Source organism: Dactylosporangium darangshiense (genome assembly GCF_039537565.1).
In the GTDB taxonomy this organism is placed as follows: domain Bacteria; phylum Actinomycetota; class Actinomycetes; order Mycobacteriales; family Micromonosporaceae; genus Dactylosporangium; species Dactylosporangium darangshiense.
This window is the reverse complement of the sequence record NZ_BAABAT010000001.1, coordinates 19,590-34,752: the sequence shown is the minus strand read 5'-3', so window position 1 is coordinate 34,752 and position 15,163 is coordinate 19,590. Positions and strand designations below refer to the sequence as shown.

General features: G+C 70.1%; 12 protein-coding genes and 2 pseudogenes. 9 read left to right on the top strand and 5 right to left on the bottom strand.

Annotated features, from left to right (window positions below):
* Positions 1-8 precede the first annotated feature (8 nt).
* Together ABD901_RS00155 and ABD901_RS00150 are read left to right on the top strand one after the other, a co-directional pair.
* The gene (locus ABD901_RS00155) at positions 9-1,331 is read left to right on the top strand and encodes a cellulase family glycosylhydrolase (protein ID WP_345119836.1); all 1,323 of its coding nucleotides are present in this window, start codon (positions 9-11) and stop codon (positions 1,329-1,331) included.
* A 24-nt stretch (positions 1,332-1,355) separates the two neighbouring features.
* Positions 1,356-2,036: a DUF899 family protein gene (locus ABD901_RS00150; RefSeq protein ID WP_345121063.1), complete on the top strand. Its 681-nt coding sequence runs from the start codon at positions 1,356-1,358 to the stop codon at positions 2,034-2,036.
* On the opposite strand, the pseudogene ABD901_RS00145 reads toward ABD901_RS00150, so the two are convergent.
* A pseudogene (locus tag ABD901_RS00145) lies at positions 2,033-3,032 on the bottom strand (IS481 family transposase). The gene ABD901_RS00150 and the pseudogene ABD901_RS00145 sit on opposite strands and share 4 nt — an antisense overlap.
* 120 nt (positions 3,033-3,152) lie before the next feature.
* Positions 3,153-4,580 (bottom strand): type I glutamate--ammonia ligase, encoded by a 1,428-nt coding sequence (gene glnA, locus ABD901_RS00140; protein ID WP_345119834.1) that lies wholly within the window; start codon positions 4,578-4,580, stop codon positions 3,153-3,155.
* A 255-nt stretch (positions 4,581-4,835) separates the two neighbouring features.
* On the opposite strand from glnA, the gene ABD901_RS00135 reads away from it, so the two are divergent.
* Positions 4,836-5,780 carry a ricin-type beta-trefoil lectin domain protein gene (locus ABD901_RS00135; protein ID WP_345119832.1) on the top strand — a complete coding sequence of 315 codons (945 nt, stop codon included), beginning with the start codon at positions 4,836-4,838 and terminating at the stop codon, positions 5,778-5,780.
* A gap of 6 nt (positions 5,781-5,786) precedes the next feature.
* Here ABD901_RS00135 and ABD901_RS00130 read toward each other — a convergent pair whose 3' ends face one another.
* The gene (locus tag ABD901_RS00130) at positions 5,787-8,477 is read right to left on the bottom strand and encodes an Hsp70 family protein (RefSeq protein ID WP_345119830.1); all 2,691 of its coding nucleotides are present in this window, start codon (positions 8,475-8,477) and stop codon (positions 5,787-5,789) included.
* A gap of 57 nt (positions 8,478-8,534) precedes the next feature.
* Between ABD901_RS00130 and ABD901_RS00125 the strand changes: the two genes are divergently transcribed.
* From ABD901_RS00125 to ABD901_RS00105, 5 genes and pseudogenes are all read left to right on the top strand, one after another.
* Positions 8,535-8,933, top strand: coding sequence for a helix-turn-helix domain-containing protein (locus ABD901_RS00125; RefSeq protein ID WP_345119828.1), 399 nt, complete (start codon positions 8,535-8,537; stop codon positions 8,931-8,933).
* Positions 8,934-8,954: 21 nt separating this feature from the next.
* A complete protein-coding gene (locus tag ABD901_RS00120) occupies positions 8,955-10,520 on the top strand; it encodes an IS1096 element passenger TnpR family protein (protein ID WP_345119826.1) in 1,566 nt (521 codons plus the stop codon).
* A 48-nt stretch (positions 10,521-10,568) separates the two neighbouring features.
* Positions 10,569-11,819 carry a hypothetical protein gene (locus tag ABD901_RS00115; RefSeq protein WP_345119824.1) on the top strand — a complete coding sequence of 417 codons (1,251 nt, stop codon included), beginning with the start codon at positions 10,569-10,571 and terminating at the stop codon, positions 11,817-11,819.
* 103 nt (positions 11,820-11,922) lie between these two features.
* Complete coding sequence (locus ABD901_RS00110; RefSeq protein ID WP_345119822.1) at positions 11,923-12,510, top strand: hypothetical protein; 588 nt, start codon at positions 11,923-11,925, stop codon at positions 12,508-12,510.
* 3 nt (positions 12,511-12,513) lie between these two features.
* Positions 12,514-12,796: pseudogene (locus ABD901_RS00105) on the top strand (nucleotidyl transferase AbiEii/AbiGii toxin family protein); the annotation flags it as partial.
* A gap of 55 nt (positions 12,797-12,851) precedes the next feature.
* Here ABD901_RS00105 and ABD901_RS00100 read toward each other — a convergent pair.
* Entirely contained in the window at positions 12,852-14,285 is a 1,434-nt protein-coding gene (locus tag ABD901_RS00100; RefSeq protein ID WP_345119820.1) for an FAD-binding oxidoreductase, read from the bottom strand.
* A gap of 95 nt (positions 14,286-14,380) precedes the next feature.
* On the opposite strand from ABD901_RS00100, the gene ABD901_RS00095 reads away from it, so the two are divergent.
* A complete protein-coding gene (locus ABD901_RS00095; RefSeq protein WP_345119818.1) occupies positions 14,381-14,905 on the top strand; it encodes a DUF6221 family protein in 525 nt (174 codons plus the stop codon).
* Positions 14,906-14,996: 91 nt separating this feature from the next.
* Here ABD901_RS00095 and ABD901_RS00090 read toward each other — a convergent pair whose 3' ends face one another.
* Complete coding sequence (locus tag ABD901_RS00090) at positions 14,997-15,152, bottom strand: hypothetical protein (protein WP_345119816.1); 156 nt, start codon at positions 15,150-15,152, stop codon at positions 14,997-14,999.
* Positions 15,153-15,163 lie beyond the last annotated feature (11 nt).

The following is a 15,163-nucleotide window of genomic DNA, read 5'->3' as shown; positions in this document are numbered from 1 at the left end:
CCGGATCCGTGAGAACCGATGCCCAGGTTTCGCTCAAGCCGGCCCTGGCGGTCGCCATCCTCCTGGCCGGCCTGGGCGTGCTCTCGACGCCGGGCCGGACGCACGCCGCCGAGCCGCACATCGGCATCCAGGTGCGCGACGGCCGGCTCGTCGAGGCCAACGGCAGCGACCTCGTGCTGCGCGGCGTCAATCACGACTTCATGTGGTACCCGGACCAGAACGGCTCGTTCGCGGCCATCAAGGCGGCGGGCGCCAACGCGGTGCGGGTCACCCTCGGCATCGGCCACCAGTGGCGGCGGGCCCAGGCCCGGGAGGTGGCAACCGTCGTCGACCTGTGCCAGAAGAACCGGCTGATCTGCATCTTCGACGCCCACGACACCGCCGGCTTCGGCCAGGACAAGAAGGCGGCGCCGATGGCGGAAGCGGTGCAGTTCTGGCTCAGCCTGCGCGACACGATGGTCGGCCACGAGGACAACGTCATCGTCAACATCGCCGACGAACCGTTCGCCAACGGCACCTCGTGGCCCTGGGTACAGCAGACCGCCGACGCGATCCGCCAGCTGCGCGCCGCCGGCTTCAGGCACACGCTGCTGGTCGACGGCCCCGGCTGGGGCCAGGACGAGTCGTTCATCATGCGCGACAACGCCGAGCGGGTCGTCGCCGCCGACCCCACCGGCAACACCGCGTTCGACATCCACATGTACGGCATGTTCAACACCGCGGCGAAGGTCAACAGCTATCTCACCTCGTTCACCGAGCGCCACCTGCCGATTCTCATCGGCGAGTTCTCCAGCCAGCACCAGTGGGGCAAGCCGGACGAGGACGCCATCATGGCCTACGCGCAGGCGCAGCACCTCGGCTACCTCGGCTGGTCCTGGAGCGGCAACGACAAGCAGTTCAGCTACCTGGACCTGGTCAACAACTTCGACGGCAACAGCCGTACGGCCTGGGGACGGCGCTTCATCGACGGCCCCAACGGCCTTGACACGGACACGCGAGAGGCGACGGTGTTCCGCAACAGTTTGGCTCGTGCCGCCGTCGACCCCAAGAGCCGCGCCCCGCAGGGGCTGACCGTCACGGACGTGACCTCGAGCAGCGTCCGGCTTGCCTGGCAGCGCCGCCCGGACCGGATCGGCGGCACGACGTACGAGGTGATGGCCGTCAACGGCGCGACCGAGAGACGGGTCGCGACGACCAACCGCCCCACCCTGACGCTCAAGGGCCTGAAGGGCTCGACGGAGTACACCTACGCCGTGTACTCCCAGAACCTGCTCGGCAAGCGCTCACCACGCTCGGCCATGGTCGCCGCGGTCACACCCCCGGCGCGCTAGCGGATAAGGAGTGTGCCTGTGGAGATGACCCGATTGGCGAACGAGTCGAGGGAGTACCGCGCCGCTCGCGAGGAGCTGCAGCTCGCCGAGATCGACCTGATGCGCCAGCGCGAGCGGGTGGCCGAGTTGCGCCGCCGACTGCCGACGGGGGCGGTGGTCGACGATTATGTCTTCGAGGAAGGCCCGGCCGATCTGGACGCGGGGGACGAGCCGGTCCGTCAGGTCAGGCTGAGCGAGCTGTTCAGCGGGCCCGATCGACCCTTGATCGTCTATCAGTTCATGTACGGCAAGGCCCAGCGCTCGCCGTGCCCGATGTGCACGATGTGGATCGACGGCTTCAACGCCGTGGTCGACCATGTGTCCCAGAACGCCGATTTCGTTGTCGTGGCCGCGGCCGACGTGCCGACGTTGCGGTTCCACGCCCGGGCTCGCGGTTGGGATCGGCTCCGGCTGCTCAGCGCGGGCGCCGGCACGTTCAAGTACGACCTGGCCAGTGAGGACGAAGCGGGAGCACAGGAGTCGACCATCTCGGTCTTCACGCGGGACGCCGACGGGACGGTACGGCATTTCTACACGAGCCATCCGTGGATGTCGGCCGGCATCCGCGAGCGCGGCGTGGACCTGCACAGCCCGGTATGGCACCTGCTCGACCTGACGCCGGCCGGGCGGGGCGGGTGGTATCCCGAGCTGCGCTACGAGCGCTAGATGTTCTGTCCCGTGAGGTTGGGGACGCGGCTGGCGGGTGGTTGGCCTTTGAGCGCGGTGTGTGCGCGGTGGTGATTGTAGGGTGTGGAGCCAGGGGCCGAATGCTTCGCGGCGTTCGGTCTCTGTGCGGTATGGCCTGGCGTAGGCCCATTCGTCGAGCAGGGTGCGGTTGAACCGTTCGACCTTGCCGTTGGTCTGGGGTCGGTAGGGTCTGGTTCGCTGGTGGGTGATGCCGGTGCTGGTCAGGGTGTCTTTCCAAAGTTGGGAGCGGTAGCAGGCGCCGTTGTCGGTCAGGATGCGTTCGATGGTGATGCCGGCGGTGGTGAACCAGGCGTGGGCGCGGGTCCAGAAGGCGGCCGCGGTCTGCTTGGTCTCGTCGGGCAGGATCTCGCTGTAGGCCAGCCGGGAGTGGTCATCGACGGCGTTGTGCAGGTACTGGTAGCCGATGTTGGGCCGGTTGCTGAGTCTGCGGGGTCGTGCTGGGTCGCGGTGGGCGGATCTGCGCCGGGTGCCCAGTGATCGTCCGTGGGCGCGATGCCCGCCGCCGTCGGGGATGTTGCCGAGTTTCTTGATGTCGACATGGACGAGCTCGCCGGGCCGGTCACGTTCGTAGCGGCGGATGTTGCGGGCAGTGGCCCGGTCCAGACTGCTCAGTCGCGGCACGCGGTAGCGGGTCAGGACCCGATGCACGGTGGCTGGGTTCAGCCCGAGCAGATAGGCGATGCGGGCAGGTCCCCAGCGGCGCAGGACACGCACCTTGATGATGCGTCGTTCGGTGCGGGTCGGGGTGCGGCTCGGGCAGCGCCGGGGCCGGCTGGTGCGGTCGCGCATCCCGGCTTCGCCGTGATCGCGGTAGCGGTCGGCCCAGCGTTTCGCCGTGGTCGGTGACACCTGGAACCGTTCCGCGGCGCGGCGCAGCGGCCAGCCGTCCTGCACGACACAGCGGGCCAGGCGTAGCCGGCCGGTCTCGGTCAACGGTGCGTTAGCGTGTGGCATGAGGGCCTTCTTGGTGCTCGGGGTGCGAGTTTGGTCGCTACACACCGAGCCAGAAGGCCCTCACCTATTGCAAGATCCAACCGCAGTAATCCCTGTCACCAACCTCTGTGGTCAGTACAGCTAGACGTCGTAGTACATGGCGAACTCGTACGGGGTGGGGCGGAGCAGGACCGGGTCGATCTCGTCGCTGCGTTTCCAGGCGATCCATGTCTCGATCAGGTCCTGGGTGAACACGCCGCCGTCGAGCAGGTACTGGTGGTCAGCCTCGAACGCGTCGAGAACCTCGGGCAGCGAGCCGGGGGTCTGCTCAACTTGGGTGGACTCGCCGGACGGCAAATCGTAGAGGTCCTTGTCGATCGGGTCCGGCGGTTCGCTCTTGTTCTTGATGCCGTCGAGGCCGGCCAGCAGCATCGCGGAGAACGCCAGGTAGGGGTTCGCCGCCGGATCGGGTACGCGGTACTCCACGCGCTTGGCGTTCGGGTTGTCGCCGGTGACCGGGATCCGGGCGCAGGCGGAGCGGTTGCGCTGCGAGTAGACGAGGTTGACGGGCGCCTCGAATCCGGGGACCAGACGGCGGTACGAGTTGACCGTCGGGTTGGTGAACGCGCACAGGCTCGGGGCGTGGCGGAGCAGGCCACCGATGTACCACCGCGCGGAGTCCGACAGGCCGGCGTATCCGGTCTCGTCATAGAACAGCGGCCGCCCGTTCAGCCACAAGCTCTGGTGCGTGTGCATGCCGGAGCCGTTGTCGCCGAAGAGCGGCTTGGGCATGAACGTCACCGTGTGGCCGGCCGCCCAGGCGGTGTTCTTCACGATGTACTTGTACAGCTGAAGGTTGTCGGCGCAGTGCAGCAGCGGCGCGTACTGGAAGTTGATCTCCGCCTGACCGCCGGTGCCGACCTCGTGATGCGCCTTCTCCACCGTGAAGCCGGCGTCGGTGAGGTGGGCGACCATCGCCCCGCGCAGGTCCACGAAATGGTCGACCGGCGGCACCGGGAAGTAACCGCTCTTGTACGGGGTCTTGTAGCCGAGGTTGCCGCCGGGCTCCTCCCGGCCGGTGTTCCACCAGCCCTCGACCGAGTCGATGTGGTAATACGCCTCGTTCGTGGCCGAGGAGGAGAACCGGATCGAGTCGAAGATGTAGAACTCGGCCTCCGGGCCGAAGAACGCCGCGTCGGCGATGCCGGTGGTGATCAGGTAGGACTCGGCCTTTCTGGCCACGTTGCGCGGGTCACGGCTGTAGGCCTCGCCGGTGATCGGATCGTGGACGAAGCAGTTCACCGCGAGGGTCCGCTCCGTCCGGAATGGGTCGACGAAGGCGCTCGATATGTCGGGGTACAGCACCATGTCCGACTCGTGGATCTTCTGGAAGCCCCGGATCGACGAACCGTCGAAGGGAATCCCGACGCTGAACACGCTCTCGTCGAACGAGCCGGCCGGCACGTTGAAGTGCTGCATTGCGCCCAGCAGGTCGCAGAAGCGTATGTCGACGAGCTGGATGCCCTCGGCGCCGATGTACCGCAGCATTTCCTCGGAATCGGTGAACATGGGCCCTCCCGGTGTCAGCGCACGCGGCCGAACTGGTCGCGGCGGTCCGGACAGTCCCTTCACCTCAACAGTACAAGTGGCTGGATATCCGACGAAGGCCGCAGGCCAAGAGCCTTGTGTCGGTGGGCGTGGTGTAGGACGTTGCCTGACCGGTGGAGGGCGGGACGACACCCGTCTTCGATAGAGTGACTGGGGGTGCATCGACGAATACACAACGCTAAGGTTGCGCGACGCGACAGCGCGGGGGAGCAGCCAATGCCCGATGACGACGACCAACAGAGTCTTGTCCGTCCGTACATCCGTCGATACGAGCAAACGCGCGCCCGGAACTCGCCCGAAGCGATCCCCGATGGTCCACCGCAACCGACCGCTCCGCCTGCGCAGAGCGACCCGGCGCCGCCTTCGCTCCCTGAGGCCGAGGCCATCGTGGACACCGTGCCGCCCGCCGTGACGGTTGACCGCGGCCGGCGACGGGTGCTCCTCACCGCGGGCTGCGGCGCGCTGGCCTTCGCGCTGGCCGCCGTCGTACTGGCCGTCAGCGTCGGCGGCCGGTCGGGAGGGCGTGGTTCGGACACCACGACGGGCGGGGCGTGGGGCGCCGGCCGGCTCGAGACGGCTCGTCCGCCGAGTCCTTCGGCCGGCCCGAGTTCGCCCGTGGCGCCCGCAACGTCGACGACCCCTTCCTACACTCCGTCCACCAGCCAGTACCGGTCGCCGGAACCGGGATCGGACGACCCCGAGCCAGGTGCTCCGGTCATTTTCCCGGTCTCGCCCACCCCGACGGCACCTTCCACGGCACCTTCCACGGCACCTTCCACGGCACCTCCCGTCGCGGTGAGCCGAACCGGCAGGATCACCAGTGCCGCCGGGCTGTGTCTCGATGGCGCCGGCAACAACAACAACGACGACAGGCTCCGGCTGCGGGAGTGCGACGGCACCGAGGGTCAACTGTGGACCGTCGCCGGCGACGGGACCATACGGGTTCAGGGCAGATGCATGCAGGCGACGCCGGGCCTGGTCCGGCTACGCGACTGTAACGGTGATGCCGGCCAGCAGTGGCGGCTCGGCACCGCAGGATCCCTGGTCAATCCCGCGTCGGGGCTGTGCCTGGGCAGTCCGGCGGGCGGCGCGGGCCGTGGAACCCCGCAGCACGCCGTGGCATGTAACCAGTCCGACGCGCAGCGGTGGACGTTGCCGTAGCGGCGCTCACTTCGCGAACTGCCACAGTTGGTAGTCGTTCGTGGCGGGGCAGAACAGGGTCGTGGTGCTCCACGAGCAACCGTCCGGGCGGATGGTCGCCGTGCCCAGCTTCTTCTCGAGCTTGGTATCGAGATCGAGCCCGCTGATCGTCGCAGAGACCGCACCCGCGACCGGGTCCGCTGACACCAGTAGCGCGCGGTTTTCGTCGACGGCCAGCACCGAGCCCTGGTACGAGCCGACCACCGCACCGGTCCGGGAAAGTACGACGGAGCCGCGCGACTGTTCCTTTTCCTTGCGGGTCGTCACGATCAGGTACAGCTCGCCGTACTGGCCGAGGAACTGGGGCGGCTGGGTGGGGTCGGCGTCGGGCACCGGCGTCCGGAATTCCTGTGTGCCGCGCAGCGTGTTGTACTGCGCGAACTCCCGGGTCGACGGGTCGGTGCCGATCTGGTCGATCACGCAGACCGAGCTGCTCTGCCGGCACCCGCCGATCCAGAGCGGCTTGCGGTTCGCCGGCCCGCGGAACAGCGTCTTCGGGGTCGCGCTCGATCCGCCGGAGCCGTAGCCCCCCTCGACGTAGCTGACCGGGTACTCCTCCTGCGGCGACGCGAAAGCGACGTCGTTCAGGTGCATCCGGCTCACCGGCGCCCCGTCGGCGACGCCGGTCGCGATCTTCTTGGGCTGGTCCGCACCGACCTGCCAGACCGCGCCGCCGGCCGTCACCAGCACCGGCTGCGAGACGACGCCGGCCGGCTCGAACAGTTGCCAGCCCGCCGGCAGCGGGGACCCGGACCCGCCGGGCTTGCCGGTGGCCGAGCTGAGGTACGTCATCGTGTTGCTCTGCCGGTCGAGCCACAGGACGGCCGGGGCGTTGTCGGGGTAGGTGCTGCCGGTGGGCGCCAGGATCCCGTCCGCGCCGACGGTGGTGGCCCATTTCGTGCCGTCGACGTTGTTGACGCCGACGAGCTGCCGTTTGCCGTTCTCCGGTTCGGCGAGCACGACCACGAAGTCGCCGAGCACGTAGGCACGGCTCCACTTCGCGGCGCTGCCGGCCTTCTGCCGCTTCAGGGTCTTGGTGGCCAGGTCCAGCGTCGCCACGTCGACCTCGCGGCCGACCTGGGTGACCGCGTGGGCCTTCTTGGCGGTCAGGAACGCGTCGGCGTAGGCGTCCGGCTGCATGCCGTCCACCGGGATCGTTCCCGCCTGCGCCAGGTCCTGGAACGTGCTGCGCGGCTTGACCAGCGAGTAGACGTAGTACAGCCCCCCGCCGGCGCACCCGGCGACCAGCAGGAGCACCGTCAGTACCACCGGCCAGGCCCGGCGGCGGCGCTTGCGCCCGGCAGGCGGCGGCGGGTACGCGGTCATCGACCTGGTCATCGGGGACGTCGGGATGGCCGAGACCGGCATCGACGCGGCCGGTGTGGCGGACACGGGCAGGCTGGGCAGCGGCATCCCCGACACCGGCAGGCCCGTGACCGGGGTGCCGATGCGTGGATCGATCATCGCCGGCTGCACGGCCGGCATGTGCCGCGCCTGCAGCGGCACGGCGGGCATGCGCTGCGACGGCGGCCCGACCGGCCCGGCCGGCGCCGGCCGGGTGGTCCGCGCGATCGTGGCCATCAGGTCGGCGAGCGCCCCCTCGGCGACCGGCAGCTCCGGCTGCTCCAGCACGGTCGGCGCGATACCCAGCTCGGTGTGCAGCGTCTGGGCCACCAGCGGGATGCGGCTCGCCCCACCGACCAGGAACACCACCGACAGGTCGGCCGTGCTCAGCCGACTGCGCCCGACGGTGGCGGCCATCTCGGCGACGCCGCGCCGGATGAGCGGCCGGGCCAGTTCCTCGAGCTCGTCCCGTGTCACGTGCAGCGAGCCGCTGACGCCTGGCACCGCGACGGTCGCGACCGTCGCCCGGGAGAGCATCTCCTTGGCCGCGCGCGCCTCGTCCCAGAACTGGCGCCGGTGCCGCCGGTCCAGTTCGTTGGCCGGCGCCGAGATCTGCCGCCATGCCTCGGGCGCGCTCAGCTCCAGCTGCCGCCCAAGGTGGCCGACCAGCGCGGCGTCGATGTCCAGGCCGCCCAGGTCCTCGGCACCGCCCCAGCCGACGACGGCGAAATCCGGACCCTCCCGGCGCACCAGCGCCACATCGAGCGTGCCCCCGCCGAAGTCGAACACCGCGATCGTCGCGCCGGGCGGGACGGGCCGGCGCATCACGTCGGTGAAGTACCGCGCCGCCGCGACCGGTTCGGGCAGCAGCCGGACCTGCGGCCAGCCCGTTCGCGCGGCCGCATCCTGCAGGGTCTGCCGGCGGAGGCTGCCCCAGGACGCCGGGTACGTCAGGACCGCGGCCGGCAGGAACCCGACCGCCTCGGCGGCCGCCCGCGCGACGGCGCGCAGGACGGCGGCGAGCAGGTCGGCGACGGCCAGCTCGCGGCCCGCGAGCAGGACCGCACCGTCGTCGATGCGCCGCTTCGGGTTGGGCTCGTACCCGCCCGGGTCGACCTGCGCCATCCGCTCGGCGTCACGGCCCGCATGGATGTTTCCCTCGCCGTCGACGTAGACCGCCGACGGCAGCACCGGGCGGCCGTCCACCAGCAGGGGCCGCGTGCGCCCGTCCGGCCAGCGCAGGATCGCGACCGTGTTCGAGGTACCGAGGTCGATGCCGACCGCATAGCCCGTGCCCGCCACCGGTGCTGTCACGCGGAGGATCGTACGCGGCCGGGTGCTTCCGGACCGGCCCGTCGTGCGCTGGTCAGGTTGCGCCTGAAGCGCCGCTGGTTCTGCCGATGGTGCTGCTCGGCCCGTTCGGCGGCGGCGCAGTGCCTTCGTCTCGCCGACGAACTGACCACCGTCACGGCCGACGACACCCGGGCACTGGCCCGGCGCGCCCAGCTGCGGGTCGGACCGGCCACCTCCGGGCCGGCCGACGCGCCGGCGCCCCAGCCGGACCTGCGGTTCCGGCTGACCGACCGCGAGCGCGAAGTCCTCGCCCTGGTCGCCGAAGGCCGCTCCAACGGCCAGATCGCCACGGCGTTGTACATCAGCCCGAAGACCGCCAGCGTCCACGTGTCCAACATCCTGGCCAAACTCAACGTCTCCACCCGCACCGAGGCGGCCACCCACGCCCACCGTCTCGGTCTGCTACACGCACACTGACGCGACTTCTATGCTCTCGCGGTGACCGCTGAGTTGGTTGAAGCCGCCAATGGTTGCCCGATGATGCGCCGCGCCGTGGCGCTGGCCGCTTGGGTCGGGGACGGGCGCCCGGTGACCGCGACGGGCGTGCTCAAGCCGGTGGACATCCCGGGTGCCATGGCGGCGATGGGCCTTGCGGCGCCGGCCCGCGTCCGCACCGCCGCCGACGTCGAGGCGCTGCATCGGCCGTGGGTGGCGGCTCAGGCGGTCGGGCTTGTCGAGGTCGGCCTGGGCCGGGTGAAGGCCACGGGTGGTACACCGGCGAATGGTTTGGAGCCCTGGTGGACCGCGCTGGCGGCGGTGCTGCGGGCGGAGTCCCACGACCGCCAGGCAGAGGGCGCGTCCGCGCTGTGCCGGATGCTACTGGCGGTGCTGGCCGGCGAACCGCCCCTCGACGACATCGAGGATCTCGTCAACGAGCGGCTGCACAACGCGGCGGGCGGCTGGCTCATCGGCGCGGCCTATCAGGCGTTCCGGCGGGGCGTGATGCCGGTCGATGCGGCCGCGGAGCTGCTGGGCGAGTTCGGCGCCGTCGACGACGAACAGCGGTTGACGGCGCTGGGTCGGTGGGCCGACGAGCGATTCGCTGCGGCCGCGCCTCAGCCGGTACCGGCGGATCTTGCGGCTGCAGATCTCCTGAACCGGCTGGTGGGGCTGGCCGAGCGCGAGGCGTGGGACGTGGTCCGGCAGTGGCTCGCCGGCCGTGACGTCCAGCAGGCCGTGGCCGAGGTGCTGTCCGCCGCCGAGCAGGCCCGGCCCGCCGCCCGCGTCGCCGGGATCGATCTGGTCGGCGGGCTGGGCGCTGCGATGCGGCCGCTGTGGCGCTCGGCGCTGAAGCGGCCGATGCTGGCTCCGCACGCGCGGGCGGCGCTGGCGTCGTGGGACGCACCCGGTCGTGCGGCCAGCGAGGCGGACCAGTGCTGGCTGGCGGTCGAGTACGCGCTCGCCGTCGAGGATCTCGAGGAGGCCTGGCATCTCGTCGACGACTTCGGTGGGCCGCGGGTCGTCGACGCCAGTACGCACCCGGACGCCGCCGCGCTGCTCGAGGCCTTGAACACCGCCGGGCGTCCGCCGTGCCGGGTGTACCAGCTGAAGGTCGTGCTCTCGAACGTCCGACCACCGGTGTGGCGGCGGCTGCGCGTGCCGGCGGCCCTCCCACTCGACGCGCTGCACTACGTCATCCAGGCGGCTTTCGGCTGGCACGACGATCACCTGCACCTCTTCGAGGCCGGTCGGCAGCGCTACGCCGACGTGGACTTCAAGTTCGACGAATGCGACGACGAGTCCGGCGCGCGGCTGGCGAAGGTCCTGCCCAACGGGGGCACCATGACGTACGTCTACGACATGGGCGACTGGTGGGAGCATCGGATCACCGTCGAACGCGTCGACGAGCTTGACGACCCGGCCGTCGATGTCGTCATCGTGTGTGTCGGCGGGCGCGGTGACGCGCCGGTCGAGGACTGGAACCCGGAGGACGGCCCGAACACCAGACCGTTCGACGTCGATGCGATCAACCACAGGCTCACGGCATTGTTCGACGGGTTATAGCCGCTCCTCGCAGGGCAATGTCGCCTCCGCCGGTCGTAGGCTGTCGGGGTGAGTCCGAAGAGTCGCGGGCGCCCGGCCGGCCGGGGCAAGGCGAAGACCCGCCGTCAGGAGCCCGTCCGGTCGCTGCGGCCCTCCGACCGTCTCGTCCGGGCCGCCCACGATCTGCTCACGTACACCGATCCGCTCGACGTCGAACAATGGGCCTCCGGCTGGCTCGGCCAGGCCTGGCTGGCCGCCCCGCTCGACGACAGGGAGCCCGAGCGGGCCCTCTGCCTGGAGGTCGTCGGCCGTTGCAGCACCCGCCCGTCGGCGCACGGGCTGGCCGCCGTGGCGGCGCTGCGCAGGGTCGCCCCGCCGAGTGAACACACGCTGCTCGACGAGACGATCGACATACTGCGGCAGTCTCAGCCGGCGCCACCGTGGCTCGACGCGGCATTCGCCCCGGTGCGGGCCTTGCGCGCCGTCGACGTGTACGACAGCGAACGGGTCCTGTTCATCGAGTACGGCACGCACACATTGTTCGCGGAGATCCTCGCCACCGGCGGGACGCTCGTGGAGAAGTTGTCGCTGCTGCAGGCCGGCGCAGCCGAGGCGTGGGACGGGGTGCGGGGCCCCGGCGACGTGCCGATGCCGATCGAGGAGGTACCAGTCACCGACGCATTGGCCGACCTGGCCGACTCGCTGCGGTACAGCGACATGGTCTGGCCGCGCCACGACGACGAGGACTTCGTCGACCTGCGGGCGCTCGCGTGGGCGCGATCCCGTGCGTACCTCCCTGAATGGCCGGAGTTCGAGCCCCTCGCCGACGAGGAGCGGGCTGCACTCGTCGAGGCATTCGTCGAGTTGACGACGGACTCCGAGGCCCACCGGAGCCTCGCGGACCTCTTTCTCGACTACGGCGACGGGTACCTCAACAATCGCCCGTTCGGCTGGGACCCCGACGCGGTCGCGATGTTCCTCGCCGACTGGCTGCCGAGGAAGGCGTTCCTCGACGCGGACGAGCGGATCGCCCTGCCCGACGCCCTCCGCAGCTGGTTGCGATTCGCGCTCGAGCGCCGTGGCGTCGCCGACGAGTGGATCACGCCGGTGATCGCCATGGTCGACGAGTGGCTGCCTCAGTTCGAGCACGCGGTCGACGACGAGACGTCATGGGGGCCTGCGCAGCAGATCGCCGCCGAGCTGCAGGCCCGCGGCATCGACCCCCGGGACAAGGACGCCGTCGACGGGGTGATCGGCCAGCTCAACGCCGAACGCCTCGCCAACCGCCTCCGTGACCCATCGGGTGATTTCCCACGCTGACAAAAAGCTTTGGGCCGGCCGATGGCTGGGTAGGCCCAGACCCAGGGTGCCGTTGAGGCGGGGCGCCTAGCACTAGGCCTAGCGGTTGGCCTATTGTTGGATCGTGACGTCCGGATACGACCTCAGTCGTGTTGACTCGCTCGGCCAGCGGCGCGCTGAACTTCGTGCCGAGCTGCAGCGCGTGAACGACGAACTCGACGCAGAGATCGTCCAGGCCGCCCAGCATGTGTCCCAGGCCGAACTCGCCCGCCATAGCGGCCTTACTCGCGAATCCATCGCCCAGAAGGTGCTGCCGCCGCACCGGCGGTGGAAGCGCGGCGCGCGAGGCAGGGGCAAGGCCGCACCGGCGCTCGCGCCGCCCGCCGACTACACGCCTTACGGTGAACGGAAGCCGGTCGTCGTCGCGGACAGTCTCTCCCAGCTGAGGGGGCCGGTGCGGGGCACGGTCACGCTCCCGAGTCATCTCGACTGGTCCGGCCACCCGGTCTACGACCTCGATGACCCTGAGCGGCTGGTCACCATGTACAAGGTCGTCCTGCAAGAGGCGCAGAGCGTCGATGACCTCGCCATGTGGCTGAACGGCGAGAGGCTTGCGGCTGAATGGACCGGTATGTACCTGCCGCCGAAGGTCCGTCGGCTCTGGGAGGCCCGGTTTCCTCAGCTTGGTCACCCCGACGCCGGGCAGCGATAGCCTGTGCATCCCTTCCATGAACGGCTCGCTCGCATTGGACTCGCGGCCGCTGATCGGTACGGTTTCGCCTGGCGGGCGGCTATGCCGTCCAGGCGGCTGGCCTTCTCGACCGGCTCCGCGAGGACGTCGATCTGTTCACGGCATGGAATCGGCCGACGAGTTCGATATTGCCGTCAACGCAGTGGTGAATGCCTATGGCGACGACGGCCTGGACGCGGCGGTCGAGCCTCAGCACGGAGTGACCGGCCGAGCGCTGGACGGTTTGCGCGCTCGGTTCACCGAGTTGCGTAACAACCTGACCGGCATCAGTCAGTCCTGACGCGAACCTCCACATCGCCTTGTCAGCCGGTCGGCCGGATGTTGTTGTTGAGCCGGAAACGGTTGCCGGGGTCGAAGTCCCGCTTGACCCGGGCCAGGCGGTCGAGATTCTCGCCGAAGGCCGCGCGTCTGCTCGCGCTGTCCAGGTCCGGGTCGCCGCTGAAGTTGAGGTAGGTGCCGCTCGCCGAAGGCAGGCCGTTCACCTCGTTGAACGCGTCCCGCACCCACTGCACGTCGGCCTCGGTGTCGGCGGCGTCGGTCCAGTTGCCGTCGATGCTCACGATGTACGCCGCGCTGCGGTCGCCGAAGGCGGTGTCGTGGATTCCCGGCCGCTGCACGGCACCGCCCATCTGCGGCACGTGGACCATGGTCTGGGGATGGGGCCGCTCGAGTCCTCGGCGCAGCACCACCTCGAGCACGTCGTCGCCGAGCTCGCGGACGCCCACCGACTTCCAGTAGCTGAGCAGCTGACCCTTCGGGAACATCCAGTCCAGGAGCCGCTGTACGTCCCGGAACGGCATGGGGCCGGTGAGATCGGCGAGCGGCGTACCGAACTGGCCGATCGGCCTGAGGATCTCCGTGGCTTCGTCGGGCGGACCCGCATACACGGCCGCGGTGATGAACACGTCCCGGTTGTGCACCTCCGGCGGCAGCAGCGGCGAGGCCGGCATCGACCAGAACATGGCCCGGCCGGTGACCTCGTCCGGCAGGCCGGTCGTCCAGGTCCGCCAGGCCGGCAGGATCTCCTCCGCATCGGCCGCGGCGTACATCGCCAGCCCGTACATGACGGTCGGTCCGACCGGATGGGCATGGAACTCGAAGGCGGTGACGACGCCGAAGTTGCCACCGCCGCCGCGAAGGGCCCAGAAGAGCTCCTCGTGCTCGGTCGCGCTGGTGCGAAGGAGCGCACCGTCGGCCGTGACGATCTCGGCGGCGGCGAGGTTGTCGCAGGTGAGGCCGTACTTGCGGTGCAGCCACCCGAGCCCGCCGCCCAGCGTCAGGCCGGCGACACCCGTCGTCGACACGACGCCGCCCGGAACGGCCAGGCCGAACACCTGGGTCTCCCGGTCGACGTCTCCCCAGGTCGCCCCGCCCTGGACGCGAACGAGCCGCTCGGCGGGGTTCACCCAGACACCCCGCATCGCCGAAAGGTCGATCATCATGGCCTCGTCGCAGGCGCTGTGCCCCGCGATCCCGTGGCCACCGCCTCGCACGGCGACCAGCAGATCGCGTTCGCGCGCGAGATTCACCGCGTCGATCACGTCCGCCGCTCCCGAGCACCGGGCGATGAGCCCGGGGTGCCGGTCGAACATGCCGTTGTGCACGACGCGACTCTCGTCATACCCGGGATCACCCGGTGTGATGAGCGGACCCTGGAAGGCCGCGCGAAGTGCATCGAGCCGCTCGTCGGTGACGGCCGTTTCGCCACCGTTGAGCCTGCGGAGCCGCACCGTCATCGCTGCACCATCACCCGCAATCCAGGCCTTAAACGACCGGGCCTGGGTGACCGATCCGCCATCGCGGACGGCGCCGTCTGGGGAGAATCGACGGTATGAGCAACGACCTGGTCGAGTTCATCGAGGCGCGGCTCGCCGAGGACGAGTCGCTGGCCAGCGACATCTCGGGGGGCGGCTACACGGTGCAGGTGTGGCACGTCAAACCGGACCAGCCGGGCGGCTGGCGCGAGATCCGAGCGTTCAACCGCGCCTACGTCACGGACCCCGCACCGGCGTACAACGATGGCGGTGAGCTGGTCGCGGTCGTGCCGGGCGGTCGCAACCAGCACATCCACATCGCCAGTCACGATCCCGCCCGGGTGCTGCGCGAGGTGGCGGCCAAGCGGCAGCGGCTCGAGCGGCACAAGCCGGGCTATGCCAGCGGTCAGGTCGAGTACGGCCAGCACCACGAGATCTACCGGCGCGACGACGGCAAGACGATCGAGGTACTGGTGCAGGACGACGAGCCGCGCAAGCCGAACTGGTGCCGCACCTGCGCCGAGCCCGCTCCGTGCCGGGAGCTCCGCAACGACGCATCGGTCTGGTCCGACCACCCCGACTTCCCCGAATGGGCCGTATAGCCCGGGGAAGGGCCAGCCGGGCGCGACGACCTCTGCGCTGCGACGACGCCCCGCGGAGTCCACGGAGCCGTCATGCCGGCCGGGGCGTAGTTCAGCGCAGCAGAAGATTGACCGCCATGGTGCAGATGACGGAGAGCAGCAGCGAGGCCAGGACCATCAGCAGACAGCCCAGTGCGCCACCGAGTGGCCGGACCTCCACGTTGCCGATACGCATACGTGCTTCATACCCGGGCGCCGCGAGGATCACCCGTCCGGTCC